Source organism: Alkalihalophilus pseudofirmus OF4, from assembly GCF_000005825.2.
In the GTDB taxonomy this organism is placed as follows: domain Bacteria; phylum Bacillota; class Bacilli; order Bacillales; family Bacillaceae_D; genus Alkalihalophilus; species Alkalihalophilus pseudofirmus.
In genome coordinates this window covers 1,310,132-1,336,792 of the sequence record NC_013791.2, presented here as the reverse complement: position 1 = coordinate 1,336,792, position 26,661 = coordinate 1,310,132, and the positions used below count along the sequence as shown (strand labels likewise).

Here is a 26,661-nt window from a genome sequence, read left to right as displayed (position 1 = left end):
ACCTTTAACCGTTTACAATGGTCCCGCCGTTTACATGAAGCATCTGTCCGCTGACATAAGAGGAATCATCAGATGCTAGATAAACATAGGAAGGTGCCAATTCTTCCGGCTGCCCGGCACGTCCTAAAGGGGAGTTTTGCCCAAAAGAAGCGACGTGGCTCGCATCAAAGCTTGCTGGGATAAGCGGCGTCCAAATAGGACCAGGCGCTACCCCATTTACTCGTATGCCTCGTTTAATTAATGATTCTGATAAAGAACGGGTAAAGCTGACGATCGCCCCTTTTGTTGAGGAGTAATCGATTAATTGATCATTTCCTTGATATGCCGTAATAGATGCTGTGTTAATAATACTCGCACCAGATTTCAAGTGAGGCAGTGCTACTTTTGTTACATGGAAAAAGGAGAAAATATTTGTTTTAAATGTTCTCTCTAACTGCTCTGCAGTGATCGCTTCAAGTGATGTTTGAGGATGCTGCTCTGCTGCATTATTTACTAGAATATCTAGCTTATTATAGGTTTCGATCGTTTTTTGAACAAGCTGCTTAGCAATGCTTTCCTCCCCAATATCTCCAGTGAATAATAAACATTGCTTCCCTTCTTTTTCGACTAATCCTTTGGTAATCTGGGCATCTTCATGTTCATCTAAATACCCAATTACAAGGTCTGCTCCCTCTCTAGCGAATGCTACAGCAACCGCTCGTCCAATTCCGCTGTCTCCTCCTGTAATGAGAGCTACTTTACCTTCAAGCTTCCCGCTCCCCTTGTATTCCGTCCGGTCATACACAGGTTTTGGGTTCATTTCCTCCTCAAAGCCTGGCTGGCGATTTTGATGCTGGGCTGGCTGACTAGTTGGATACGATTTATTTGTCATATAGCAACACTCCTTTTCCATTAGCTTCTCACTAATGAGAAAAATCATGAGGCTTCTATCACTCGAAAATGAATAACCCTTTTGAAGTTCCCACTATTGTTTTAATGTTCATAAATCATTTTCCGAGTCATGCCACCGTCAATAACGACATTCTCACCAGTGATGAACGAATTCTCTTTTTGAGTTAAAAACAGGCATGCACGCGCAATATCTTCTGGTACGCCGACTCTTTTTGAAAAATGCTGGTTGTGATCAACCTCTCTTAGTTCCCCTGCATCTCCTGTATGAATCCATCCAGGGCTGATAGCATTTACACGGATCCCTGAATCTTGAAGACTCGCCGCAAAAGCATGTGTTAGGGAGATGATACCCCCTTTTGAAGCAGCGTAAGCCTCAGAATTTGGTTCAGACATCATTGCTCTTGTAGAGGCGATATTGACAATCGCTCCATACTGAGTTTCCTGCATTACCTTTGCTGCTTCTTTTGTAAAAATAAACACACTTCGTAAATTCGTGTGAATCACATCATCCCATTCGCTTACATCTAATTCAAAGGGAGATTTAAACGAAGAAACACCTGCATTATTAATTAGAACATCAATGCGCTCAAATTGTTGTTTCACATGGCCGGTCAATTCTTGTATTTGATCTTCAGACCTGACATCACATGCCATAGGATAATAAAGGTGTTTGTCTTTTTCATCTATTTCTCGAGCCGTTTTTTCAACTGCCTCTTGATTGAGATCACAAGCAATTACGGTCGCTCCCCTTTTTATATACTCTAATGCAATCACTTTCCCTATACCCTGTCCTGCTCCTGTTACAATGACGACTTCATTTCTCATGATAATGCCTCCGTTCTATTTAAATAACAAATTGTGTAATTTAACATGCTGTACATTTTAACGCGTTGTACAATATTTGTACAATTATCTAAATCACTTTATAATGATCATAGTAGATAAGGAGGATAAAGTCATGTCACACACATTCGACCGTATACTATTCGGTTTATTTATTTTTTGGTACATAAACGGAGTCATTCTATTAACCTTTGATATTCTGCCCCCTGCTCTTGAGTGGGCTAATGCAGTGTTTCTCATCTTATCCGGAACTCTTGGAGTCGTTTACTTTATCCGAAATTATGGTGCGGCTCTTGGGAGTGTGATCAGTGCTGCTATCTTTTTGATTACACTTCTTGTTGAAGGCGCAGGAGTTCATTACGGGCTGTTTTTTGGACACTATTATTACAATCCAGATTTTGGACTTGTCGTATTCGACCTTCCTTTAACGATCGGCTTTGCTTGGTTGATGGTTATAGCAACAACCCATGGCATCAGCAAACAACTGACAAAAGTCATTTCTAATACTTGGATTAGGGGACTGACTTACGTTGTAGCTGGCAGTATATTCGCTGTTGTGATTGACTTAATCATTGATCCAGTGGCTTTCCATATTAAAGAATATTGGATATGGGATCAGGGCGGGTTGTATTATGACATTCCTTTTTCAAATTTTGCAGGATGGTTTTGGCTTGCTTTTTTACTTCATGCTATTATTTATCTTCTGCTTTCTTATAAAAAGGTTTACCACATTGATCAATCACCTTATTGGAAGATACGTATGGTCTGGCTATTTGGATTAATGATTTTCATGTTTATGGTCATCGCTGCAACTGAACAGCTTTGGCTGGCTATTATTGTCACTGCCATCCCTGCCATAATTATTTTATGGAGCTATCTCCTCTCACTACAGAAAGAAGAAGGTGAGTCTAGATGATTAAAGATAAGAAGAGTGTCTGGTTTTCAAAAGTGTTTCATTTTTATACCACTCATTGGCTTCTAAAAAGATCCTTTTATTCAGTCAATCTAAAGGGAACCTTCCCTAAAACTGACAGACCTCTTCTGTTAATTGCCAATCACAGCAGCTGGTGGGATGGTCTCGTTTCCTTTTATTTATCCAACGAGTGCTTACGTCATGAATCGTTTGCGATGATGAGTGAGGAAGGGATGAAGTCCTATTCCTTTTTTAGAAAAATAGGTGCTTTTTCAGTCAACCCATCCGATTCTCGCTCTCTCCTAGACTCGTTAAACTATTCCCGGACCAAGTTGACAACTAAACAAGCCCTGTGGTTTTTCCCTCAAGGGGCTGAACAACATCTTGAAAAACGGCCGCTTGAATTTAAATCTGGTGTCGGCTACTTATTAAAAGATAAGAAAGATGTATTAGTCGTTCCGCTCACCTATTACTACACCTTTAGACACGAGCAAAAACCTGAGCTATATATTCATATCGGGACTGCTATTGAGAATAACGGTGGTCTAGGGAGAAATAGAAAAGAGATCACATGTTCATTAGAAAAAACACTTACAAGGCAGCTTGAGGAGCAAAAGGAGGAGTTGGTTCTTGAGAATCCATCAGAGTACCAACCTCTTTTGCAAAGTGGAAAAACAGTCAGTGAGTGGCTGCAAACATTCACTTTAAAGGGAGGAATTAAATGATGATATTGATCCTCTGCTTCATTCTTTTCGTCATACTAATATGGGCCACGATCAATCGCTTATTTATCCCGAAGCTTCCAGATAAAAGTGAGAAACGTGTCACCTACCCCTTGCTTTCTGTTTTGGTGCCGCTTAGAAACGAAGAGCGCAATGTAGGTGACTTACTTTCTTCTTTATCGAAGGTAACGTACCCAAATGTAGAATTTATTTTTCTAGACGACGGTTCAACTGATCAGACTCGACCTCTTCTAGAAACATACAGTCAATCTCTTACCAACGTAACTATAATCGACGGAAAACCGCTTCCAAAAGGATGGGTGGGAAAGGTTCATGCATGTTATCAACTTGGAGCAAAAGCGCGGGGAGAATTTCTCGTTTTTATTGATGCAGACATTCGAATAAAGCCAAACACACTTCATAAAGCTTTACAGCTATTGGAGAAACATAAAGCAGGATTGCTTACAGGGTTTCCGTTTTTCCCTACAACAAGCTTTCTTAGTAAACTGCTTGTTCCTATGCAGCATATGATTGTACTTATGCACCTGCCGCTTTTTATGGCTAACTATACAATGAAGCCTGCTTTTACTGCTGCCCATGGTGCTTTCATGTTCTTTAGCCGTGCAGCCTATGAGAAAGCCGGCGGGCATCAGACAGTTCAAAATTCTCTTGTCGAAGATGTCCATCTTACCCGCGCTGTAAAAAAAAGCGGCAGCAAAGCAATCATTGCGAATGTGACAACTGATGTAACATGCCATATGTACGACAGTAATAAAGAAGTATGGGAAGGGTTTTCAAAAAATATTTTTCCCGGTATAGGCAGGTCAGTAATACTAGCCGTTTTTCTCTCTATTTTTTATTTTATGTTGTTTATTGTGCCACTCCCTCTTGCCTTATACGGTCTATTTACTTTGCAATTTTATTACTTGTTACCGTTAACTCTAACTTGGATGATCAAATTCTTTATTGATCGTTCCATGAATCAAGAAAAGTGGCTGTGGCTCTTCATGCCCCTCTCCGCAGTAAGCCTGTTATTAGTATTATATCGATCTATGTTCTTAAGCTTTAATGGGAAGGGATTTGTTTGGAAAGGACGGCGTTATTCATGAAAAAGAAAGTTGTAGGGATTGTTGGCGGGGGACTGGGCGGTTTAGCTAGTGCAGTACTGCTTGCCTATCATGGTTTTGAGGTGCATTTAGTAGAAAAGAATCAACATTTAGGTGGAAAGATGATGCGCCATCAGTTAGGTCGTGCTCAATTTGACTTTGGTCCAAATACCATAACCATGCCTGATGTGTTTAAAAGTATCTTTAAAGAGACTGGTGTCAACCCGGATGATTATCTTGAGTTTATTCAACTAAAAACCCACACCAGAAATCATTTCACAAATGGGACAACGCTAGATTTGTCTACTGATGTATCTGAGGTAAGCAGTCAGCTCACTTCATTTGAGCCAGATGCTCGGTCTTGTTATTCAAATTATTTAACTGAAATCAAGCGTTTATACGGATTGTCAGAGCGCTACTTCTTTCATCGAACCTTCACCAGCTGGACTGATTATCTTTCACCAGAGCTTGCTCGTGCACTTATCCAAGTAAGGCCGCACCAAACCCTTGATTCATTTCATAGAAAATACTTTACCAATGAGCAGGTAATCCAAATGTTTAACCGATATGCAACCTATATCGGCTCCTCTCCGTATGTTGCCCCTGCTACATTTGCGATGATTGCTTACTTAGAGTTGATCGAGGGAGTGTATTACGTTAAAGGGGGAAACCCTGTCATTGCGGAAGCTCTAACTACAAGAGCAGTGGAGCTTGGTGTGAACATTAAGAAAGACACAGAAGTGAATCATCTTGAAGTGAAAGACAGCCGTGTAACAGCAATGGCTTTATCAACTGATGAGATGATTGATGTAGATGAAGTGATTATGAACGGGGACCTTTTATCCGTATATCCTTCCTTAGTAAAAGAAAAGTACCGCCCTTCTTTTAAAGATCGAAAAAGAGATTCCTATGAGCCCTCAATTTCTGCGCTCGTTCTCTTAGTTTCTTTAAATAAACGGCTTGATTCACTTATTCACCATCAGGTTTATTTTAGCGAATCGTACGAAAAAGAATTCAATGAATTATTCACCAAAAAACAGCTCCCGAAAGATCCTACAGTGTATATATGTAATTCATCTTATACGGACCCTGCTGTCTCACCTGATGGAGATAATTTATTCATTTTAGTGAATGCACCAGCCATCACAAATGAAAAGGATCCGCTAGATTTAGAAACATATAAAGAAGTAATCTATGATAAACTTGAGGCTTTTGGTGTAGAGATCAGACCCTATATTTTAGAAGAAAAAATAATAGAGCCTAATTGGATTGCTTCCACATTTAATGCATATCGCGGGGCATTGTACGGGCCAGCATCTAATAAACGAAAAGATGCATATTTAAGGCCAGCAAATAAAGCAAAAGACTTGAGCAACCTATACTTTGTCGGCGGCTCGACTCATCCAGGAGGCGGGTCTCCAATGGTCACATTAAGCGGCAAGAATATAGCGAAGGTACTCATAGATAAACATGGTTAAGGAGCTGTCTTTTGACAGCTCCTTCTTAGCGTATAGCAGATAATGCAATGAAAAAGTTATGCTTCCATCTCTAACAAAATCGCATCTTTTTCTTCTTGCGTCACATAATGACGGGTCTTAAAAACATTGTAGTTATTTTTGCGGATCGATTGGAGAATCGCTCGATACAATAAGGCAGACCCTTTTACTTGGAGTCTCGAATCAAGAGGGTATCCTTCCATAGTATCTAAGGCTTGTTCATACAGCATTTCTGCTCTTTCAGCGACCTCTTCAAAAACCTTCACAAAAGAAGAATTATTGATTCCCATATGCAAATCGACTAGAGAATAGCCATGCTTCTTCATTAAATCGTATGGCAGATAGATACGGTCTCTATCTAAATCTTCCTGCACATCACGGAGAATGTTCGTTAATTGCATCGCAAGCCCGAGCGCAACTCCACCCGCTCTAAGAGATTCGTGGTTCTTAGGAGCAAGAATAGGAAGCAGCATCAGCCCAACGGTACTAGCCACGTGATAAGAATAGTGTTCTAACTCTTCTAATGTCGTATATTTTGTTTTCTCTAAATCCATTCTCTGTCCGCGAATCATATCATAGAAAGCTACTTGATCCATTTCAAAACGAGAAAATACATCGTCTAGTGCAATCCATTTAGATTCTACAAGCGGCAGCTTTCTTTGCAAAAACAGCTCAAATGTTTCTTCAAAATGTGTTAACTCTTCTTTTGGGTTGTCACCTTCATCAACAATATCGTCCACTTCACGGCAAAAAGCATATACAGCCCATACGGCATTTCGTTTTTCTTTCGGAAGTGTACCAAAGGCTTTTGTAAATGTTTTAGAATGACGGCGAATGACCTCGTAACAATCATTATAGGCTTGTTCTATCCTATCCATCGTCTCACTCCTTTTCACCATGATTGGACCAACTCTTCTGTTTCAATATACTCATTTAACAGCTTAGCACCTTGCATCACAATTGGGATGCCCCCGCCTGGATGAGTTGATGCTCCTACGGCATACACATTTTCATATTGAAAGGGTTTTAATTGAGGTCTAAATACTCCTGATTGCATAAGGGTAGGAGCAATTCCAAAGCTTCCTCCCGCATACAAACCGTCCTGCATCGCATCTTTTGGAGTCCGGACTTCCATCCATTCAATCGCTTCTCTTAAATTAGGAAATGCTCTTTCCTCTAGCTCCTTAATCCGCTCATCTACATAGTCATCAATTGAATCCCAATCCACATTTCCGTTAGATGGAACTGGAATTAACACATACATGACCCCTTTATTCTTAGGAGCGAGCGATTCATCAATCAAAGACGGATGAAATACATACATGGAGGGAGAAGCCGGCAAAGTCTTCTTTTCAAATACTTCATTCATATGAGTTTCAAAGTCTTCTGTCATCAAAAACTGATGAACAGAGGACTCACTATACGTACGATTGAGCCCAAAATAGAGCAGGAGACACCCTGATGAAGGGGTATACGATTTCTGTTTACTGGTCACTAACCGCTCAGCAAGCGGAAAGTCTCCATTTACAATTACTCGATCAACCTTATCTAAGTTATCCCCTGCACGTACACCTGTACATCTTTTACCATCAATGATCAGTTCACTTACTTCTGAAGAAAGCTTGATCTCAACTCCTCTAGCACGAAGCTTTTCCTCAAAAAGTGAAACGAGACTTGCATATCCGCCTTTTACATACCAAATGCCATGATGGTGTTCACTAAACGGAACTAATGAATAAAGCGCAGGAGACTTGTTTGGCGCCCCGCCTATATATAAGGTTTGAAACGAAAAAGCCTCTACAAGTCTCGGATTAATGAAATACCGGCTTGCCTGTTTTTTCACTGTTTGATATGCTTTTAGCTTCCATAATGTCTGTACATTTGAAGGAGAAAAGAAATCTCGTTTTCTCACAAAGTCTCGATCTAGAAACGCTTCTTTTCCTTCTTCAAATCTCCATTTCATTTCATTTAAATAATGAACAAAGGATTCTTCTTCTCCTGGAAACCATTTTTTGATCTCTTGTTGTTGTTTTTCGATATGACTCCATTTGAAAAATTCCATCCCATCAGGAAATTGTAGTTTGTAGAGAGGGTCAATCCGAATCATCTCAACCTCGTCCTTTTGGATCCCTACTTCTTCTAAGATGGAATAAATCATTTCTGGAAGTAAAACAATTGTTGGACCTTTATCGATTTTAAAACCATCTTTGGAGACAAAATTTAACCTTCCACCTAATGAGGATTCTTTTTCATACAAGACTACTTCATTGCCTCGCTGTCTTTCATACAAAGCAGAGAGCATTCCTCCGACACCACCGCCAATAATTGCTGTCTTCACGTGGACACCAACACCTCCTTATCAGCATCAAAGATTAAGTTAGCTGTTATTCTTGCCGATTCAAAGATTGTAGGCAGCCCGCTCCCTGGATGAGTACCGCCTCCTACAAGCCAGCAATTCTCAAGTTCCTGAAATTTATTATGAGGCCTGAAATACATCATCTGTCCTAAATTATGGGCTAAATTAAACGTCGCCCCTTTATAAACATAATGTTTTTCTTCCCAGTCAAGCGGTGTAATAATCTCTTCTACCTCAAGATTCTCCCTTAGCCCTTTAAACCCTGTCTTCTTTTCTACCTGCTCGTATACAAGCTGCTTAAAAGCATGTTTGTTCTCTTCCCAATCGATTAAACTAAAATTATTTGGTACAGGGGCTAATAGATACATAGCAGATTTCCCTTTCTCTGCTAATTTGCCGTCTGTCACACTGGCATTTTGAATGTATATTGATGGATCGTCTGAAATGATTTTAGAATGGGTAATTTCCTCCACATTCTTTTTATAATCATTTGAAAAAAGGATTGTATGGTGAGGAAGATCAAATGTTTTCTTTACCCCTGCGTAGATCATAAAAGTAGAGCAAGAGTATTTCTTTTTTTCCAAGCGCTTTTTTGTATAAAGTTTTAAGTCACGATCTTCTACAATCGTAGTCATTGCTTTAGCGAAGTCAGCATTAATCACCACATCATCGCACTGAAGACGATCCCCGCTAGTTGTTTCAATCCCGATAATTTTTTTATTTTTAGTAATCAGTTTTTCTACTCCGGTATTCAGGTGGATGCTTCCGCCAAATTCCTGAACGACTTTAGCCATCGCTTTAGGTATTTGATTTAACCCCCCTGTTGGATGGAATACACCGTATTTATGTTCCATATAAGATAGTATGCTGAATGCCCCTGGACAATCCCACGGTGACATTCCTAAATATTTTGATTGGAATGTGAATGCGAGTTTAAGACGTTCATCCTTGAAGTATTTAGATAAGACTTGATAAAGGCTTTGGCCAAGTGATAATTCTGGAAGCGCCTTAATTGTTCTCCATCTCGTATAATCAAGCAAAGAACTATGTCTATTTTGCAGAACAGGCATTAAGGCATTCATTTTTTTCTCTGTTTCCCTCATAAACTGCAAATATCCTTCGCCCTCACCTGGAAAAGTTTGATCAATTCTCTCTTTTGTGATCGAAGAATCTCTTGAAGGAAAGACAGAGAGGGTATCAAATTTCAATTCATACATCGGATCAATTTCTAGCATAGAAAGATAGTCTTTCATTCTACGTCCCACTGCATCAAATAACTCTTCTAAAATATAGGGCATGCTTAGAAATGTAGGCCCTCTGTCAAACGTATATCCATCTTTTGTAAAAGAAGAGGTTCTGCCCCCAAGATAAGATTGTTTTTCAAATACTTCTACGTGATACCCTCTACCGGCTAAGAGCATAGCTGCTGCCAAACCGCCAGGGCCCGCACCGATGACGAAAATCTTTTTTCTTGCCATCGTATCCACCCTCTCTTAATCACTAATCATAACTTAAAAATAAATTGTACATATATTATACAAACAGTATAACCTTGAAACGGTTCTTTTTCAAACAATATCACTCCAATTCAACACTTACCAAAATAAAGCAAAAAAGACCCATGTAGAAACCTTTTCTTCATGTGCCTTTTTATCAGTGTTATTCTGTTCTATCTATTAAAGAAGATAATTCATTTGTTAGTTTTTCTAATTCTTTAAAGCGGTCCGTTATGGATGCGATATACTCATTTTGTTCCTCGACACTTGCAAAAACTTCTTCAACCATCGCATGTGATTGCTCGGTCCCGCTTGTAACTGTTGCAAGTTCCTCGGTTATAATCGCAGATGATGATTTTAATTTTTTCACCAGCTCATTAAATGCACTAGCTGCTTCAGCCATTTGCTTCATTTTTGATAAAAGAAACTGTAAGCTCGTTTCCGTTTGTTCGGTCGCAAGCATTCCTCTGTTGATTGCTTGTTCACTAAGGTTTACCTCTAATGAGACGGATTCAGTTTTTTTCTGAATATCAAATAAAAGATTGGTGATTTCTTTTGTAGACTGCTGTGAATGTGTGGCAAGCTTTCTTACTTCATCAGCGACAACAGCAAATCCTCTCCCATGTTCTCCGGCCCTGGCAGCTTCAATTGCAGCATTTAATGCTAGTAAGTTTGTCTGTTCGGCAATTTGATCGATCGTCGTTAAGATGGCACCAATATTTTTCGTTTTATCTGTTAGGTCACTCATATTAACTGTCGTACTTTCTACCATCTTCTGAACATCATTCATTTCCTTGGTTAATTCATTTAAACGCTGATAACCAGACTCAGTTTCTTTGAGACTGTCATGAGCGGTTGTATGAACCGTCTCAGCATATGTTGAAACATATGTCACTGATTGGTCTTGCTCCTTTATTAATTCGTTCATTTCACTTACACTCATTGCTTGATCTTCTATTCCCCCGGAAACTTCTTTAAATGTCTGATAAAGCTGTGTAGATACAGCTTTTGTAGAATGAATATCGTCTTTTACTTTTCCGCTGAATTGTGTGATGACAGCTTGAGATTGTGCCACTTTATGTAATAAGTTTTCAGCTTTTTCTTTAGCTTTCGTCGCATCTTCTGCCTGCATTTCAACATCTTTTTGCATACTAGTCCCAATCCTAGCCTGTGCAATTAGAATAAGAGTTAATAACAATACATACAGATTTAGAGAAATTAACACTTCACTGCCTAATCCACTGAACATAGCTTCATTTAGATTAAGGAAGAAATAGTTGGTTAATACGAGCCCAAGCAATCCAGAAATAGCAATGAGATGATATTGATGATATAAAGTGACGATTGCTAAACTGACATATACTAAAAGATAATTCGATAATTTTGGTGAGGTAGTCCCGAGTACAAATGTTAGAATAGAAAATGAAACAGTTACAGCATATGGAACATACATTTGTGCTTTTTCTTGAAAGGTTAATAAAGTGATCACAGTTGATAAAACTGCCCCGCACACTGCATAAGCTATGATCCCTTCCATTGGAACCGAGCTTATGAAATTACTAAGCAACCCTAAGCTAAATAAGGCCCAAATAAGCTTCGTTAATAGCCTGTTACGTTTTTTAAGTACGATTGTTGAATCGAGCAACTCTTCCACTCCCCCTTATTATGAATGAATAGTCATTCACATAAAAACCAAAACAATTGTCATGATAAATTAGTCTGATTACTGTGATCATACCACAGTTCATTTGCATCCTACAATTACCTTTTCAGAATTTTCTTCCTTCTAATAAAGCCTATTAGAATAGTATCTTTAACTTGTATGGTACAAACGTTACATAAGCGTCTTATGTATACCGTTTCTAAACTAAACTCCTTTTCGCGGGGAGCTAGTGATTTTATGCAAAAATTAAGGGGAAATATTGTTTACATGACAGTGATTCAAACATGGGATATAGCGGATTCGCCGCTTCTGAACTATACTGCGCTTTTCGCGGGGAGCTGGTGAGCTTCCTCGGGCTATTGCCCTGTGGGATCTCACTCCTGCTCTAGGCCCCGTAGAAGTCTACGTATAGTTCATCCGCTAAGTTATTGCTTTTTGTACCTATTATGTGGAGCGATTAAGTTATGGTTCAGTTCAAATAATAAACTAAGCCATCGTTTGCTAAAATCACTGAACAACGAACAAATACAATGAAGGAGCACTTTACAGCATGCTCGCTCAGTTGACCTCGCTGCAGGTAGATCCATTTTCAGTATCCTTTTTTTCCTCCCACAGTCTTCATATATTTCAGTCGCTATATTCAGTACTTCCTTCGTATCCAGAATAAAGCATATTAATCATGTCCCAGCCCCTCTGCTTATATTTCACTCTTTCTCTTAGGTATAAGTATTTCACCCCTTGTCTTATCTTGATTAAGAGTTTTAATTATTGTTTTTGATAGTTCGCTAGGAGGGTAGGGTTTTGTCAAATAGCTCTCAATCTCAGAGTGTCTTGTAAGCTGCTCGGTTTCATCTAGTGCTGAAGAAATAAAAATAGGTAAGTCACTCCAAAGATTATTTGCTTTTATCTTATGGATAAAGTCCCAGCCCGTCAGCTCATCTCCAAGCATAATATCTACAACCATTGCATCTAGAGGGGGCGAATGAGTTGAGTTAAGATGACTAGCCATTGTATCCACAAACGTGATAGCTGTGGCAGGGTTTGAGAAATGTTCAACATTAAACCCATAATTCTTTAATTCTTCAGCTAATAATAATGCCAGGCTCTGATCATCTTCTAACAACAATATAGTTTTAGGGCTGTCCCCTTCCGCCTTCAGCGTTTGGGAACAATCATTTAAAGGGAGCTCGATGATAAATGTACTTCCCTCATTTTCTTTTGATTCTACGCTTATCGTACCGTTATGAGCTTCGACTATTTCTTTACAAATAGGAAGTCCAAGCCCTGTTCCCCCAATTTTCTTTCGATCTGAGTTATCGATTCTGTAAAACTTTCTAAATAAATTTTTCATCTCGTTCTCTGGAATACCAAGCCCATCATCCTTAACAGATACGAAGAGGGAGGTGGAATTACTAGCTAATGTCGTTGTGATGTCACCGCCATTGGGGGAAAATTTAATGGCATTGCTAATAATGTTTGTAATGACTTGTTGGATCCTCTCACTATCCCCTTGTATGATCGTCTTTTCTGCAAGGTTGATAAAATGCAGCGTATGCTTCTCTGAATACGCCTCAAATCTTGTTAACACTTCAGATATAAGATCCCTTATATCTAAACTCTCGTTTGTATACATCTGCCCGCCCGATTCCATCCGTTGTAAATCTAAGAAATCATTGATCAGATTCGTTAAACGGTTGGCTTCTTTATGGATCGTTTTTAAGTATTTTTCTTGTTTTTCAGGCTTCAGCTTGCGATGAAGCATTAATTCCGTAAATCCTAAAATACTAGATAAAGGTGTCCTCAGCTCATGGCTTACTGTACTAACAAGCTCTGATTTCATTTGCTCTACTTCATGCTGCTTAGTAATATCACGGTGTACAAAAATGGTCCCTACTTTATTATATCCATGGTATACAGGCTCGGCATACACTTTGAATATACGTTTTTGCTTGGTGTGAATCTCATAATTCATTGATAACACGGAGCTATTATCTTGTTTTAAAGCCTCATTGTAAAAACTGGCTACTGCCTCGTTACCACCCACCACATGTTCTAGTGCCTGAAACCACATCGAAAAAGGCGCTTTTAATTGAGCCTTCTGTTCACATTCAATCAATTGACAAAATGACTGGTTAAACTGTAAGAGATGCCCCTCATTGTCTACAAACTGAATCGCTTCATTTACATTATCTATGATATCTTGATTTAGCTGTCTTTCTTTTTCTGTTTCTTCGTGCATAAGAACTTTCTCAATAGCTATAGACATATGATTCATAACTCCGCTTAATTCATTGATCTCAGTTTGCAAAAAAGGTTTACCGACTCTATTGGTTGCAAAAACAGCCCGTAGTTCCCCGCCGGAAGAATAAATAGGAATGTAGAGATCGTAAGCAGTCAGCACTCCCTCTGCTAACCCTCTCTCAACATCGGTCACTTCTCTTTCCACGAGATGATAGTTATTTTTCTCTCTTAATATAAGTCCAATCCCTTGATCGAAATGATTCAATAGCTGAGTGACGTGCTTATCATAAATCCCTCTAGAACGGTAAAATGTTTCCTCCGTTAAGAATAAAAGCATCTTATCAACAGGATAAATGTCACTTAAATGAGTAAGTAATTCATCAAATAAATCCTCTTTATTAAGAGTGACAGATATAGCATGGTTGAGTGAGTTGTATTTTAGTAATACGTTTTGCATCTCTTCTGTTTCATGAAGGGACTTTATTAACTGATCCTGCTTATGTTCAAGTTCTTCTTGCTGGGTTTTCAATTCAATATTTTGCTGAGTCATCTCATCTTCTTTTTGTTGAATGATCTCCACCATATCAAGAAACGTTCTAGATAACACTCCAATTTCATCTTCCCTTTGATGGCTTTTCAAAGAAACATCTTTACCGATTGCAAGCTCAGCTGCTGCAACCGTAACATCTTGAATCGGCTTTCCAATTTGTTTAATCATTTTGTACAGAACGATGAAAAGAATGAGAAGTACAACACCTAAAAAAATAACAAATAATGAGACTAGTATACTTACTTTTTGCGTGTAGCTGCTGCTTATTTCTGCCGCCTTTTCAGAGATTGTTAAGACATAATTAGATGTGTTCTCAATTAACTGATTTACTGTATCACTAGCTCCGCTGTTGGCATAAGCACTTAAGCGGTCAAGCTCATTGTTACTTACTAAGCTTAAAGCTTCAGGCAGGTGAATCGTCTGATATAAATGAATGGTTGTTTTAATTTCAGTTAATAAAGCAAGCTCTTCTGCTGAGAGATCTAAAGAGGAAAACCTCTCGATATACACATTCAGGGCATCTATTTCTCTGTAGAGAGCATTTAACTCTTCATTATTTTGAAAAGCAAAGTAACCCCTTGCCCTTATTAACATCTGCTTAGCGTGTGAATCAATCTCAAATACAATTTCCTGTTTTTCTAATTTCCGCTCCCTTTCAGCCTGATAGCTTGATTGGATCGACATACCATAAACAGCTAGAACTCCACCTACTAGAACAATAACTAAAGATACAACAAGTAATAAGAAAGTGAATTGCCTATTGAGTGTCCTCTTGAAATAATTAGTCACTTAACATATCCTCCACGATCGAGAGCAGTTCAATTGGGCTAAACGGCTTTGCTAAAAAATAGTTCGCACCCTCTTTATACATTTCATCCTGATCTTTTTGCTGGCTTTTAGCTGTTAACATTAACACTTTTGGTTGAGGAATAGTCAACTTTCTTGTCTCCATTAATACTTCTATGCCTGATTTCTCAGGCATCATATAATCTAGGATAAGCAAATCATACTGTTCTTTCTTTATTAAAGACAGGGCTTCAATACCATCTTCTGCCTCATCTAATTGAAGATGATCTTCCTCTAAAGTATCAACAATTAACATCCGTAATACTTCTTCATCATCAGCGATTAATATCTTTTTCAACCAAGCTCCCCTCCTGTTTTTACATTTATTATTTAGATACTCCTTTTCGAGTCATAACACCCCAATCCGAGCGCTTCCTTAACGCCTGCCAAATACCTTCTAACCTCCAGAAAACAGTTAACGGCCGGTACCAAAATACTTCGCTTGAAGCATACAAAAATAGAATGATTAGATCTCTTTTTCTTGGATATCTGCGAGAACTCCATTCTTCTAGCAAAACACCCCACATGGATAAATAAGAACCATACACCCATGTAAGTAAAAATAGAAGGACGGTTATATCAATAGGTACAAAAGCAAAAAACAAACCTAGTATGATATAGAGGTAGGCAAAAAATTCAACAACCGCTCCGAGCAGCTCTATTAAAAGGAAATAGGGCATAGAAATCAAACCCACTTGTTTATATTTAGGATTAAAAATCAACTTCCAATGAAGGCGGAGCGTTTCAAATAATCCTCTTTGCCATCTAGTTCGCTGCCTTCTAAGAATTGTTAAGCTTTCTGGTGCTTCTGTCCAGCATACGGGGTCCGGAATATAGCGGATAGATCGTTTAACCCCTTCTTTTTTGATTTGACGGTGAAGTCTGACAACCAGCTCCATATCTTCCCCTACGGTCCCTACTTTATATCCGCCTGCTTTAATGACCCAGCTTTTATTAAAGACTCCGAAGGCTCCAGAAATAATAAGAAGCAAGTTATATTTTGACAACCCGATTCTTCCCATTAAAAATGCACGTAAGTATTCAATCACCTGCATGATTGCTAAAGGGTGTGTAGGAAGATTTATTTTTTCTACCTGCCCGCGTTCAATTTCACTTCCATTAGCAATTCGTACGCTTCCTCCTGCAGCAATTACCTTCTCATTTGAATCAACAATCGGCTTCATTACTTTTAATAAAGCATCGCCCTCTAAAATGGAATCTCCATCAAGTGAACATATATACGGATATTTTGAAACATTAATTCCCGCATTTAATGCATCAGCTTTTCCTCCATTTTCTTTATCAACCACATAAATATTATGGAATAGCTCTGATTTATAAACGGCCTTAATTTCTTTCGTTTCAAGCTGTTTTCTGCAAATTTGCACAGTTTCCTTCATACTAAAAGCTTCTATTAAACGATTCAATGTGTCATCAGTTGACCCGTCATTTACCACGATAATTTCATATTCGGGATAATTCATACTGAGGAGTGAACGGATACTGCCAACGACCCCTGCTTCTTCATTAAAAGCTGGTACAAGAATGGAAATAGGCTTTGTGTCTGTCGAATGCAGGATATCTTCGTATGGCTCTCCTTTATTTAATCCTCTCTCCCGTCTAAGCATCCCTGCAGAGAGAAGCAAGAGCACCGTGTAAAAAAGTGAGGCGAAAGCCATATAACTTATGAGCAGAATACCGATTACATAAAAGACTGATTCTAATGATTCGATCACACTCCCCTCCCTCCTTTTCTAACATCCTCCATCACTCACACTGTCCCTGCTTCCTACCCATTGTCTAGCCATATCTCTTGCAAATGGATCGGGGTGATTAGTGTGAATATGCTCTAAAATAAGCACGCCGTCTCGATAATGGAATAAAGCCTCTGCAGCCCCTTGTCTTACCCACCAATTTGAATCCCCCATTAATTCGTTTAGTATGGAGATATAGCGAGACTGCTTTAACTTCCCTGCTATTCTTGCAAATAACATTCTCTCCACCCATTCACTTGAGGAAGCAAAGGAAGTGAGGAGCTCAACCTTAGTTATTCTCTCTAAAGCTAATATACCTTTTAAGGCTCTAATCCTTACTTCAAGAGAGTGACTGCTAAGAAGATCTTCAAATAACGGAAGCAGATCTTCATCCCGTTCTTCCCTCGCCACATCAAGCATCGCATGGCCGACAGGGTGCTCGAATGAATCTAGTTCTGAAACGTTATATTTAAATTGATCTCTATCCATCCTTCTAAATATTTCTTTATATAAGCCCACAGACCAATCAGGCTGCTCCTCTACTAACATTCCAAACAGCCTCACGTCTTGCAGAGCTGCAAGAGTTCGGATGATTTGTTCTTTTTCTTCATCCCATTTTGAATGCGTTTGAAAGAGCATCCAAATTGTATCGGCAAGACTTCTCATCTTAAAGTCCTCGATATAGTAGAGTGTATTCATCCTCTTACTCCATCTACCTTTTAACAGCTGGTCCTTATAATAATCTCTTAAATAGTGTTCAGCTAATACAACAACCTTTTCTCTTGTTTCTTCATGATCAATTAATTTTTGGTACGTCTCTAGTGATTCTTCAAGGAGCTCATACGTAATCGATTGTCCTTTTAAATGTCGTGTCAGCCCTACTTCATTAAGTGATATCGAATCATTAAACAAGTAGGTTGATACTGCTTTATCTACTGTGAACCTAAGGTGCTCTTTTCTTTTTTGCTTCCTCATCCATTTTCCTTTAATGAAAAGTAAATAGATGAGGGTGAAAATATGGATGATAAGGAGCAGGATAAACACAGAGAAAATAGTTGAAATAGATATGATGACCAACTCCTCACCTAAAGTAATGAGCGCTTAATAAGCCGTTTAATTCTAGCAGTCACTTCATCAACCTTAAATGGTTTTGTTAAATAATCATCAGCACCTAATTCTAGTGCTTTGACAATTTCTTGTTCCTGCTTGCGCCCCGTCAGCATTAACACCATAACTTCATGTTCAGGGTACTTGCTGCGAAGGATAGATAACACTTCTAAACCATCCATTTTAGGCATAATGCGGTCAAGAATCACTAGGTGTTTTTCCCTTGTTTTATACCAATCTGCTAAAAGAAATTCTTCACCATTTTTATAGGCAGTCACTTCAAGATTTACTTGATCCGTAACGAGCTCACATACCCGGTCAAATAATATTCTTCGTAACACTTCATCATCATCAATAATAGATACATAGATTGTACGTTTTGAAGCTACCATATTCTTATTTTCAAAAAGAACGGTTTGATTTCTGCCTGTTTGCTTAGCCATATATAAAGCTTGATCTGCCTGTTCAACTAACTCTTCCAAATTTTTAGTTTCGATTGTAGAACCTGCGATACCGCTTGAGAACGTAACATTAAAGGAGGAGGAGCCTTCTTGGTACTCTGTTAGTCGGAGTTTAATGCGAATCCTCTCCACCACCTTCTTTGCTTCAGCAGGTGTTGTATTTGGAAGAAGCAATAAAAATTCTTCGCCCCCTAACCTAAACAATAAATCATACTCTCGTTTTAACTGAGTAATAATATTTGCAAAAGACTTTAGTACGTTATCACCAGCAGGGTGGCCATACGTATCATTCACCTTCTTAAAAAAATCTAAATCAAACATAGCAGCAGTTAATGTTTGCTTGGATCGTAGTGCTTGACTCAATTGTTTTTTACCTTCTGTAGAAAGATAGCGTCTAGTATAGACACCTGTTAAATCATCAGTCATGATTGTTTGTTGAATAACCTTTTGGTATCTTAGACGATTGTTCATACGTACTTCTAACTCTTCACTATTTACTGGTTTTTTTATAAAATCAGCTACACCCGATTTATAAGCATTTAACTCGATATGTTTATCCATACTGCTGCTTATCATTAGAACGGGGATAAATTCAGAGGTCGCTTTCGATAATAGCGATTGAGCAGACTCATACCCTCGTTCATACGGGCGTACATAATCTACAATCACACAGTTAGGTCTTTCATTAAGAAACATTTCAAGACCCTTTTCAGGAGATGTAGCTAATAAAACGATAAAACCTCGCTGCTCTAACCCGCTCTTCATCCCAGAAAGAAAGTCTAGGTCTTCATCAATCATTAAGACAACTGCTTTAGCATCCTGTTCTTCGATCGTTTCCAATGTTGAAACAGGAACAAGAGTTGACTCCCTTAAACCTTCTGCTTGCTCTGTCATATCTTTTATAAAAGGGGAAAAATATCCGGTCATTACTTCTTCAAATGACCATTTATCCTTCAGTTCCTTATTAAGTTCTGTTAATTTTTCTGAAGCAGCTTGTGAGTAGTCCGGCAGTCCGATAGAAGCGGCAGTACCATTAACAGAATGAAGAAAACGATAGATCTGATCTCTTGAAATGGTATCCCCTGGCTGCCACTTTTCAACCTGTTGTTTCAACCTTTGTTTAAATTTTTCTTGATATTTTTGCATAATACCCCCCTGTAGCCCATTACCACCATATTTCACATGTATATTCCTTATTTTTCATTTCATTTTCTCACATATCATTTCTTATGACTATAGGACCATATCTCAATCCGCTTCTCCTTTAACAAAAATATGTGCTGAAGGGGGATTAGTTGCTATTATTTGCTAAAACTTTTATCCTCTAGAAAAGGAGGTCAAGCATGATGACTACTAAAATGACTGAAGATCAATTAAATACAAAGCTTGAGGCGGCCGATGGGACTGACATTACATTTCATGAGTTGGTCAAAGAAAGTCCTTGTTATGTATTATTCGTTCGTCACCTTGGTTGACCAATTTATAGAGATTTCCTCACGCAGGTGCGTGAGTCTTACGAACAATTCAAAAAGAGAAATGTAGAGATATTCATTGTCACTCCACACGACGAAGAGTATCTTACGAAATACAAAGATACACTCTCTTCGTACCCATTTCCTTTTTACGGTGATTCAACGCTTTCTTTGTATAACAAACTAGGTCACCAATCCCTGTCTAAATGGAAACTATTCATTCATTCTGTATCCAGCTTATTTAAAGGGAATTTTACTCTTCCCTCAAATGCTCAAGACAAAAAAGCTGTTAAAGAAGCCATTAAGAAATCTGATGTTGAAGTTCAAGGCGGCGCTTGGTTGTTTGATTCAAATAATGAAGTAGTCTGGCATCACATAGACAAGTCTCCAAATGATCACGCAGACATCTCTACCCTAATAGAAAAAGCAAATTCCGTATAGAAAAAACCAGCGGCATAACATGATATGCTGCTGGTTTTTTGATTTATTTTTTTGACTTTATAATAGCTCTGCGATCAATCATTTGCGGAGGCTCTTCCATCCAGCCATGCTTGGCCATTAACTTAGCACCTTCTGAGGCAAAATCAAAAATTGACTTTCCAAGTGATGCAACCTTTAATGGCAGGTCGTTTCTAAGACTAAATGCCGTACCAAATGCGTTGCTCCCTAGTGAAAAGCTGCATAACAAGCTTGTACAATACATCATAAGCTTATCTGAAAATGGTGAAATAGTAGATGAAGTCAACGCTCCGTTTGGTGGCTTTGTAAATTGGATGTCATCATTTTTCATGATTTGACTAATGTCATCAACCACTTGATTAGCTAACTTTTTTCCTTTAAGAAAGTAGTCTTGAATATCTTTTTCTTTAGCAGATTGAGCAAAGCCAATCATTAAGGTTAATCCAATGGTGTTATTTTCAATGGCATGATACAGATGGGCCACTTCAATGGCATTTAGCACACGTTCATCCCCAACCAGCTTGTTTCCCCTGAAGTAATCTTTATCTTGAACAAATTGGATCCCTTGATCATTTGATAAATAAGGCGGTCTTGTAAGCAAGCCCTTCTCTGCTAAATACATAGAGCATTGATTGTAATATTTTTGAGTCAGGGCGGTAAGATCCCTAAAAAGGATTAATAAATCTTCTCTATAGGCCATATTTACATGCAATACATGTATCCCCATACTAATAGCCTTCATCAGTTTCATACACATAATATCAAAATGTTGATCAAATAACTTAGGAGCTTCTAAATTAACATCTTGCTCAGTGTATCCTAATGGAATAGAATGCCCTTCTTGGATAAATAATTTTTCAATTTTTATTGTAAATGTAGATATATCTTTATGGAGCCCCATCATTATTTTCTTGGATTTCTTATCTTCAGTATGCAATAGAAAATGTTCAATCATCCTTAGCAGCATCGTTTTTTGTTGATAGGTCATCCACAGAGTACCAATCTCTGATGCGGTTAATTGGATATTCTTCATACATTTGCCTCCAATACGAATCTGATACCTGTAATGTGCCCAATTAAAGTTGAGACATTCATTCTTTATCAGCTGCTGAAGTTGTAGGATATTCTTTTTTATTCCGCTTATGATGTGTAACTATAAAATAAACGAAAGCCCCTGCTGTACAAATCATTAATAAGATGCATAAAAAGCGAACGCTGTCCCAAAGCAAAGGATTCACCCCCATAAAAATGACCGACCTAAATCCAAGTACAGAGTAAGTCATTGGCAGCCAGCCATGCAGAGTTTGCAAGGGAGATGCTAACAATTCAACCGGAAAGCTTCCCGCACTTCCGCCTAATTGCAGGATTAATAAAATGATCGCTGCAAACCGGCCAGGATTATCAAGGACACTTACCAAAAAGAAAATAAGTGAGAGAAACGCTAAACTCGTAAAGATGGTAAAGCTAAAAAAGCCAATCTTGCTTGCTACATCAAGCTTAAGCCCATATAGCAGAAATACAGCAACTAGCGAAGACTGCAAAACCCCAACGGAATAGATAACTCCTAGCTTTCCGCTAAACCATTCCCATCCAGATTGATGCTCTCCTAATGGGTCTCTAAAGGGATAAATGATCGATAAAGTCAGCCCCCCAACATATAACCCAATGGACAGAAAGTAAGGGCTTAAACCTACACCGTATGAGTAATCTTCAGTCTGCGATTGATTCTTGGACTGCACTGGACTCACAAGCATGCTTTCTTGTTTTTCATTTGGATCAACCTCAAGCAGCGCTTCTTTAAGCTGATTCATATTAAGGGCTAAATCAATGGATCCATCTTGTAACGTATGAAGACCGCTAAAGAGTTCGTTTCCTCCATCACTTGCTTCAACTAAGCTCTCACTCAGAAGATTTGATCCATTGACTAGTTCATGCAGACCTTCATTTAAATCTACTACCCCTTTATATGCTTGTTCACTTGCTGCCTCACCTCTTTGATAAAGAGAAGCGGCCATATTCAATTTTTCATTTACTTTATTAAGAACCGATAAAACATTCATATACTCTTCTTCAAATGAGGCAGTTAGTTGATCCCCATTTAAACCATCTGGAATAGCAGCTTCAGCTTCTTGTAAGGCACTAGAGAGCTGATCTAAAATCATAAGAAGCTCTTCCGTTTTAGATGTCGCCTCTTCAAAGAATTGATTCATTTTTGTTGAAGATTGATCCAATTGTATGTTTAACTCTTCATTAAACTGTTTCCATTCGAGTTGACGTGACTCGAGTCCGTTCAATAATTCAGGAAATCCATTATTAATCGTTTCTATTGAACCTGCAGTCTCTTTGTAAAACCCCTCCACACGTTTCACATTCGCTTGAATATCCTCATACCAACTAACGAGATGTTCATGTTCCCTCCATTCGGGATATAGGTTATTAAGAATGGCCGGAAGCTCCTCCACTTGAGATTGAATTTTTTTAAGTTCAGCCAAAGGTTGTTCTACTTTTTCATAGGCTGCTTTCACGTTTTGATTCCATTCATCTAACTCTTTATGAGTCATTCCCATTTGTTGATTCAGCTTGTCAGTATGATCATTTATCGTATGAATGACTTCATTAATCTGCTGTTCCATCCCCTCCATGCTGTCTTTCAGGCCTCGTATTTGTTCTTCTACCAATTGCACTTGCTCGTCTGCTTGGTTTAACTGCCTGTTTACATGTTTGAGACGGTTATCTAGATTATCTAGTATCACAGCTGCTTCTTTTGTATCGGCTTGTTCTAGCTCATTAATGGTTTGTTCTAAAAGTTGGCTTGTCTCATTAAATATAGCGTCTACATTATTTGCTTGATTGAATGTTTGAAGTTCTTTTTTTGCTTGCTCGATCCCACTAACTAACTGATCCGACCCTTCAGCAGCCTTTTTCACCCCTGTAGTAAGCTCTTTTGAACCAGATGTTAGGCTGACTAACCCCTTAGACAAGCGCTCCATGCTTTCAGTCGCAGTCTTATTTCCATCAGCTATTTCATTGGATCCTTCTTCAAGCGCTATGACTGCCTCTGTCAACTTACTAAATGCATCATGTGCGACCTCTACATACGCTAATGTCAGGGTTTCTGATAATTCTTTTTCCATTTCTTCAATCACATTTGAAGCTATTTGTGATGATACGTAATTATACTCTTCATTCACTTCATAAAATACGTTTGCCTTCACAGGGTTTGACTCTTTTAATGAAATAAGATCCTCTGAGAAGCTCTCAGGAATTTCAACATAGAAATAATAATCGTGACTGGCTAATCCTTGTTCTGCCTCTTTCTTTGAAACGAAATGGAAGTCTAAGGCTGGATCTTTTTTCAACTCTTCAATAAACTCTGCTCCGGCTTCTATTTGTTCCCCTTCTACCTCTGCCCCCAGGTCTTCATTTACTACAGCTACTGGCAACTGATCCAATTGACCATACGGATCCCAAAAAGACCAAACTAATACACCTCCATAAAGTAAAGGCATAAGAATAATTCCTAATAGAGCGATAACCATTTTCTTTTGACGCCATATACCTTTCAGCTCAGTTATATAACCTTTCATGCAACCACTCCAATTTATGACTGATTTGTTCAATTGGTCATTTTCGATTAAAATAAAAAGGTCCCCTAGTCACTAAGCAGACCTTTCGTTAAATGACTCTTAAATAACTTGATAATCTTTTGTTTATCGATAGGTTCAAACATCTCTGTAAATTCAATAGCTAATGCCATATAAGACTTATACACCATAAATGCGGTCAACTTTGGGTCTGAAACCTTAACTTTCCCGTGCTCGATCCCTCGTTCAATTTGCTGTGTGATCGATTCAATAATGACTTTTTCAACTTCAGTTAGTGCATTTTTTGCAGGAATGGAACGAATAGCAGACGCTTCTTGAGTCAACTTATTTAAGAGTACATGCTGCTGCCTGAATTCAAGCAAATCATGCAGCGCATGACTGATGTTGTCATCCATACTTCTACTGTCTAGAAAAGCCCGCTCAAATACATCTTTCACTTCAATAATAATTTGATTTAAGACTGCTTCAAATAATTCTTCCTTGCTTTTAAACGCTGTATAGATGGTTCCTTTACCAATATTGGCAAGCTTTGCAACTTGATCGATCGTTGTTCCTTTGTATCCAAACATCGAAAAAGATTGACCAGCAGCCTCTAAAATCATTTCTTTTTTATTAGCTAACATATCATCACCCTTGAAAAATGACCATTTTACGAAAACAGTCATTTCTTTTATTACTTAATATCTTACTTCACCTTACCTATACATGCAACCTCTAAATAAATCTACAATAGAAAAAACAGCCCTACAACGTAAGGCCGTTCTCTAATTATCCTTCTATTTTGACTCCGTATTCTCTCAGCCAAAAGTCCATCTGAATAAAATGTGCTAAAAGCTGCGGTCCTGCCATCAACTGCCCAAAATAAGGTGTGCCTGTTGAAAGCCCTCCGCTATCAGCTATTTGTCTCAGCTTTTCTTTATTAATAAATTCAAAAATGGGCGAGTCATCATGATCTAGAATCTCTTGGATCCCTTTTTGAACAGCTTCTGTGTAGCTAGGGTGATGGGTCTTAGGATAAGGACTTTTCTTTCGATATAAAATCTCATCTGGTAATAAGCCCTCTAATGATTTTCGCAGAATTCCTTTTTCTCTTCCGCCTAATTGTTTCATCTCCCACGGGATATTCCATACATACTCAACTAAGCGGTGATCTGAAAATGGAACACGAACTTCAAGACTTGCCCCCATACTCATACGATCTTTTCTATCTAATAAATTGGTCATAAACCAAATGATATTTAAATAAGAGATCTCTCTCCTTCTTGCCTCTTCTTTCGTATCACCGTTAAATCTTGGAGTTTCAGAGATCGTTTCTTTATACCTGTCGTACACATATCTTTTTAAATTAATTTTCTTCTGCCATTTTTCATTTAATAAATCTTGCCGCTCATCAATGGAGCGCATCCATGGAAACATATCAACATTCATGATCTCAGGTTTATGAAACCACGGGTATCCTCCGAAAATTTCATCCGCACATTCGCCAGAGAGCCCCACTGTCACATCTTTCTTTATTTCCCTGCAAAACCATAGAAGAGATGAATCTATATCTGCCATGCCCGGTAAATCCCGTACCCGAACAGCTTCTTTCAGTTGATTTGCTAGTTCATCAATAGAAATAATGGCATTATAATGCTTTGTTTTAAATGAATCAGAAACGAGCTTTATCCAGGGGCCGTCTGCATTTGGCTGAAAATCATTTGCTTTAAAGTATTTATCATTTTCATCATAATCAACCGAATAACTTCGAACAGCACCCAAGCCTTGCTTATCATGTACTTTTGCAGCTAGAGCTGTTAATGCACTTGAATCTACCCCCCCAGATAAAAATAAACCGACTGGTACGTCAGCAAATAATTGTCTCTCTACAATATCTTCCATTAATTCACGAATATGTGCAGCGGTTTCCTCCATTGAATGGGGGTGGGGTTTACTTTTAAGTGTCCAGTAACGGCTGATTTTCGCACCATTCCGGTCATAAATTAACATGTGAGCAGGTCGAAGCTCATTTATATCTTTGAACACCCCATGACCAGGTGTTCGCGACGGACCTAGCCCCATAATTTCTGCAATACCTTCCCTGTCAACAACAGGCTCTATATCACGGTGAGCCAGGAGTGCTTTCAACTCCGAACCAAATAGTAAACATCCGTTTCGTACGGTGTAAAACAGGGGCTTCACTCCAAGTCTATCTCTTGCCATAAACAGACTTTCATCTTGATCATTCCAAATAGCAAATGCAAAAATTCCATTTAATTTCTCGAGGCATTGATAACCCCATTCAATATAGGACTTCAATAATACCTCAGTGTCGGAATGGCCGCTAAAGTCATGACCAGCTGATAGCAGCTCTTTACGAATATCTTCTGTATTGTATAATTCACCGTTATAACATATCGTATAGGTTTTATTTTTATACGTTCTGCTCATCGGCTGTATTCCGCCTTCTGGGTCAACAACAATAAGCCTTGCGTGACCAAAGCCCACATGCTTAGAAGTCCACACATTCATATCATCTGGACCCCTTCTATTGAGGGTTTCAGCCATCTTTAATACTTCCGCTTCTTCTTTTCTCATATCGCGCCGCCAGTCAATCCACCCAGTAATACCACACATATTTTATCAGCCCCTCTTGGGAAATATCACATGTTCTCTCTAAAACCTGCACAGCTTAAGGTCC

General features: G+C 38.6%; 21 protein-coding genes. 6 read left to right on the top strand and 15 right to left on the bottom strand.

All coding sequences use genetic code 11. The features are described 5' to 3' along the window. Positions 1-4: 4 nt before the first annotated feature. Together BPOF4_RS06685 and BPOF4_RS06680 are read right to left on the bottom strand one after the other, a co-directional pair. A complete protein-coding gene (locus BPOF4_RS06685) occupies positions 5-871 on the bottom strand; it encodes an SDR family oxidoreductase (RefSeq protein ID WP_012958329.1) in 867 nt (288 codons plus the stop codon). A gap of 101 nt (positions 872-972) precedes the next feature. After that, on the bottom strand, positions 973-1,716 hold the full coding sequence (locus BPOF4_RS06680) for an SDR family NAD(P)-dependent oxidoreductase (protein ID WP_012958328.1): 744 nt from the start codon (positions 1,714-1,716) through the stop codon (positions 973-975). A gap of 133 nt (positions 1,717-1,849) precedes the next feature. Between BPOF4_RS06680 and BPOF4_RS06675 the strand changes: the two genes are divergently transcribed. Genes BPOF4_RS06675 through BPOF4_RS06660 form a run of 4 tightly spaced genes read left to right on the top strand, consistent with a single transcriptional unit; the run spans position 1,850 to position 5,953 of the window. Continuing rightward, entirely contained in the window at positions 1,850-2,650 is an 801-nt protein-coding gene (locus BPOF4_RS06675; protein WP_012958327.1) for a carotenoid biosynthesis protein, read from the top strand. Further along, the gene (locus BPOF4_RS06670; RefSeq protein WP_012958326.1) at positions 2,647-3,372 is read left to right on the top strand and encodes a lysophospholipid acyltransferase family protein; all 726 of its coding nucleotides are present in this window, start codon (positions 2,647-2,649) and stop codon (positions 3,370-3,372) included. Before BPOF4_RS06675 ends, BPOF4_RS06670 begins: the two co-directional genes overlap by 4 nt. Continuing rightward, entirely contained in the window at positions 3,369-4,478 is a 1,110-nt protein-coding gene (locus BPOF4_RS06665) for a glycosyltransferase family 2 protein (RefSeq protein ID WP_238446487.1), read from the top strand. Before BPOF4_RS06670 ends, BPOF4_RS06665 begins: the two co-directional genes overlap by 4 nt. Beyond that, positions 4,475-5,953, top strand: coding sequence for a phytoene desaturase family protein (locus BPOF4_RS06660; protein ID WP_012958324.1), 1,479 nt, complete (start codon positions 4,475-4,477; stop codon positions 5,951-5,953). Before BPOF4_RS06665 ends, BPOF4_RS06660 begins: the two co-directional genes overlap by 4 nt. Before the next feature lie 56 nt (positions 5,954-6,009). Here BPOF4_RS06660 and BPOF4_RS06655 read toward each other — a convergent pair whose 3' ends face one another. The 9 genes from BPOF4_RS06655 to BPOF4_RS06615 all read right to left on the bottom strand — a co-directional run bounded on the left by BPOF4_RS06655 (position 6,010) and on the right by BPOF4_RS06615 (position 19,591). After that, complete coding sequence (locus tag BPOF4_RS06655) at positions 6,010-6,849, bottom strand: phytoene/squalene synthase family protein (RefSeq protein ID WP_012958323.1); 840 nt, start codon at positions 6,847-6,849, stop codon at positions 6,010-6,012. A gap of 14 nt (positions 6,850-6,863) precedes the next feature. Beyond that, positions 6,864-8,309: a phytoene desaturase family protein gene (locus BPOF4_RS06650; RefSeq protein ID WP_012958322.1), complete on the bottom strand. Its 1,446-nt coding sequence runs from the start codon at positions 8,307-8,309 to the stop codon at positions 6,864-6,866. Next, the gene (locus tag BPOF4_RS06645) at positions 8,306-9,805 is read right to left on the bottom strand and encodes a phytoene desaturase family protein (RefSeq protein WP_012958321.1); all 1,500 of its coding nucleotides are present in this window, start codon (positions 9,803-9,805) and stop codon (positions 8,306-8,308) included. Before BPOF4_RS06645 ends, BPOF4_RS06650 begins: the two co-directional genes overlap by 4 nt. A gap of 181 nt (positions 9,806-9,986) precedes the next feature. Further along, positions 9,987-11,468: a methyl-accepting chemotaxis protein gene (locus BPOF4_RS22145; RefSeq protein ID WP_012958320.1), complete on the bottom strand. Its 1,482-nt coding sequence runs from the start codon at positions 11,466-11,468 to the stop codon at positions 9,987-9,989. A 715-nt stretch (positions 11,469-12,183) separates the two neighbouring features. Beyond that, on the bottom strand, positions 12,184-15,066 hold the full coding sequence (locus BPOF4_RS06635) for an ATP-binding protein (RefSeq protein WP_012958318.1): 2,883 nt from the start codon (positions 15,064-15,066) through the stop codon (positions 12,184-12,186). Further along, complete coding sequence (locus BPOF4_RS06630) at positions 15,059-15,421, bottom strand: response regulator (protein ID WP_012958317.1); 363 nt, start codon at positions 15,419-15,421, stop codon at positions 15,059-15,061. Before BPOF4_RS06630 ends, BPOF4_RS06635 begins: the two co-directional genes overlap by 8 nt. 28 nt (positions 15,422-15,449) lie before the next feature. Next, on the bottom strand, positions 15,450-16,802 hold the full coding sequence (locus tag BPOF4_RS06625) for a glycosyltransferase family 2 protein (protein WP_049779915.1): 1,353 nt from the start codon (positions 16,800-16,802) through the stop codon (positions 15,450-15,452). Between the two features lie 75 nt (positions 16,803-16,877). Next, the gene (locus BPOF4_RS06620) at positions 16,878-17,852 is read right to left on the bottom strand and encodes a HEAT repeat domain-containing protein (protein WP_012958315.1); all 975 of its coding nucleotides are present in this window, start codon (positions 17,850-17,852) and stop codon (positions 16,878-16,880) included. Between the two features lie 110 nt (positions 17,853-17,962). Then, on the bottom strand, positions 17,963-19,591 hold the full coding sequence (locus BPOF4_RS06615; RefSeq protein WP_012958314.1) for a GGDEF domain-containing response regulator: 1,629 nt from the start codon (positions 19,589-19,591) through the stop codon (positions 17,963-17,965). A 197-nt stretch (positions 19,592-19,788) separates the two neighbouring features. Here BPOF4_RS06615 and BPOF4_RS22770 point away from each other — a divergent pair, with 197 nt between their 5' ends. Continuing rightward, complete coding sequence (locus tag BPOF4_RS22770; protein ID WP_274378528.1) at positions 19,789-19,920, top strand: hypothetical protein; 132 nt, start codon at positions 19,789-19,791, stop codon at positions 19,918-19,920. A gap of 27 nt (positions 19,921-19,947) precedes the next feature. Then, the gene (locus BPOF4_RS06610) at positions 19,948-20,358 is read left to right on the top strand and encodes a peroxiredoxin-like family protein (protein ID WP_012958312.1); all 411 of its coding nucleotides are present in this window, start codon (positions 19,948-19,950) and stop codon (positions 20,356-20,358) included. Positions 20,359-20,401: 43 nt separating this feature from the next. Here BPOF4_RS06610 and BPOF4_RS06605 read toward each other — a convergent pair whose 3' ends face one another. From BPOF4_RS06605 to asnB, 4 genes are all read right to left on the bottom strand, one after another. Next, the gene (locus BPOF4_RS06605; protein ID WP_012958311.1) at positions 20,402-21,409 is read right to left on the bottom strand and encodes a DUF3231 family protein; all 1,008 of its coding nucleotides are present in this window, start codon (positions 21,407-21,409) and stop codon (positions 20,402-20,404) included. Positions 21,410-21,467: 58 nt separating this feature from the next. Further along, the gene (locus BPOF4_RS06600) at positions 21,468-23,963 is read right to left on the bottom strand and encodes a YhgE/Pip family protein (RefSeq protein WP_012958310.1); all 2,496 of its coding nucleotides are present in this window, start codon (positions 23,961-23,963) and stop codon (positions 21,468-21,470) included. A 65-nt stretch (positions 23,964-24,028) separates the two neighbouring features. Next, positions 24,029-24,604, bottom strand: coding sequence for a TetR/AcrR family transcriptional regulator (locus BPOF4_RS06595; RefSeq protein ID WP_012958309.1), 576 nt, complete (start codon positions 24,602-24,604; stop codon positions 24,029-24,031). A 145-nt stretch (positions 24,605-24,749) separates the two neighbouring features. After that, entirely contained in the window at positions 24,750-26,597 is a 1,848-nt protein-coding gene (gene asnB, locus BPOF4_RS06590; RefSeq protein WP_012958308.1) for an asparagine synthase (glutamine-hydrolyzing), read from the bottom strand. Positions 26,598-26,661: the final 64 nt, after the last annotated feature.

What these genes read in the sequence shown, in the direction of transcription:
- BPOF4_RS06685 (WP_012958329.1), bottom strand. Translation starts at nt 871, where the DNA reads ATGACAAATAAATCGTATCCAACTAGTCAGCCAGCCCAGCATCAAAAT.
- BPOF4_RS06680 (WP_012958328.1), bottom strand. Translation starts at nt 1,716, where the DNA reads ATGAGAAATGAAGTCGTCATTGTAACAGGAGCAGGACAGGGTATAGGG.
- BPOF4_RS06675 (WP_012958327.1), top strand. Translation starts at nt 1,850, where the DNA reads ATGTCACACACATTCGACCGTATACTATTCGGTTTATTTATTTTTTGG.
- BPOF4_RS06670 (WP_012958326.1), top strand. Translation starts at nt 2,647, where the DNA reads ATGATTAAAGATAAGAAGAGTGTCTGGTTTTCAAAAGTGTTTCATTTT.
- BPOF4_RS06665 (WP_238446487.1), top strand. Translation starts at nt 3,369, where the DNA reads ATGATGATATTGATCCTCTGCTTCATTCTTTTCGTCATACTAATATGG.
- BPOF4_RS06660 (WP_012958324.1), top strand. Translation starts at nt 4,475, where the DNA reads ATGAAAAAGAAAGTTGTAGGGATTGTTGGCGGGGGACTGGGCGGTTTA.
- BPOF4_RS06655 (WP_012958323.1), bottom strand. Translation starts at nt 6,849, where the DNA reads ATGGATAGGATAGAACAAGCCTATAATGATTGTTACGAGGTCATTCGC.
- BPOF4_RS06645 (WP_012958321.1), bottom strand. Translation starts at nt 9,805, where the DNA reads ATGGCAAGAAAAAAGATTTTCGTCATCGGTGCGGGCCCTGGCGGTTTG.
- BPOF4_RS06625 (WP_049779915.1), bottom strand. Translation starts at nt 16,802, where the DNA reads ATGGCTTTCGCCTCACTTTTTTACACGGTGCTCTTGCTTCTCTCTGCA.
- BPOF4_RS06620 (WP_012958315.1), bottom strand. Translation starts at nt 17,852, where the DNA reads ATGAGGAAGCAAAAAAGAAAAGAGCACCTTAGGTTCACAGTAGATAAA.
- BPOF4_RS06615 (WP_012958314.1), bottom strand. Translation starts at nt 19,591, where the DNA reads ATGCAAAAATATCAAGAAAAATTTAAACAAAGGTTGAAACAACAGGTT.
- BPOF4_RS22770 (WP_274378528.1), top strand. Translation starts at nt 19,789, where the DNA reads ATGATGACTACTAAAATGACTGAAGATCAATTAAATACAAAGCTTGAG.
- BPOF4_RS06605 (WP_012958311.1), bottom strand. Translation starts at nt 21,409, where the DNA reads ATGAAGAATATCCAATTAACCGCATCAGAGATTGGTACTCTGTGGATG.
- BPOF4_RS06600 (WP_012958310.1), bottom strand. Translation starts at nt 23,963, where the DNA reads ATGAAAGGTTATATAACTGAGCTGAAAGGTATATGGCGTCAAAAGAAA.
- BPOF4_RS06595 (WP_012958309.1), bottom strand. Translation starts at nt 24,604, where the DNA reads ATGTTAGCTAATAAAAAAGAAATGATTTTAGAGGCTGCTGGTCAATCT.
- asnB (WP_012958308.1), bottom strand. Translation starts at nt 26,597, where the DNA reads ATGTGTGGTATTACTGGGTGGATTGACTGGCGGCGCGATATGAGAAAA.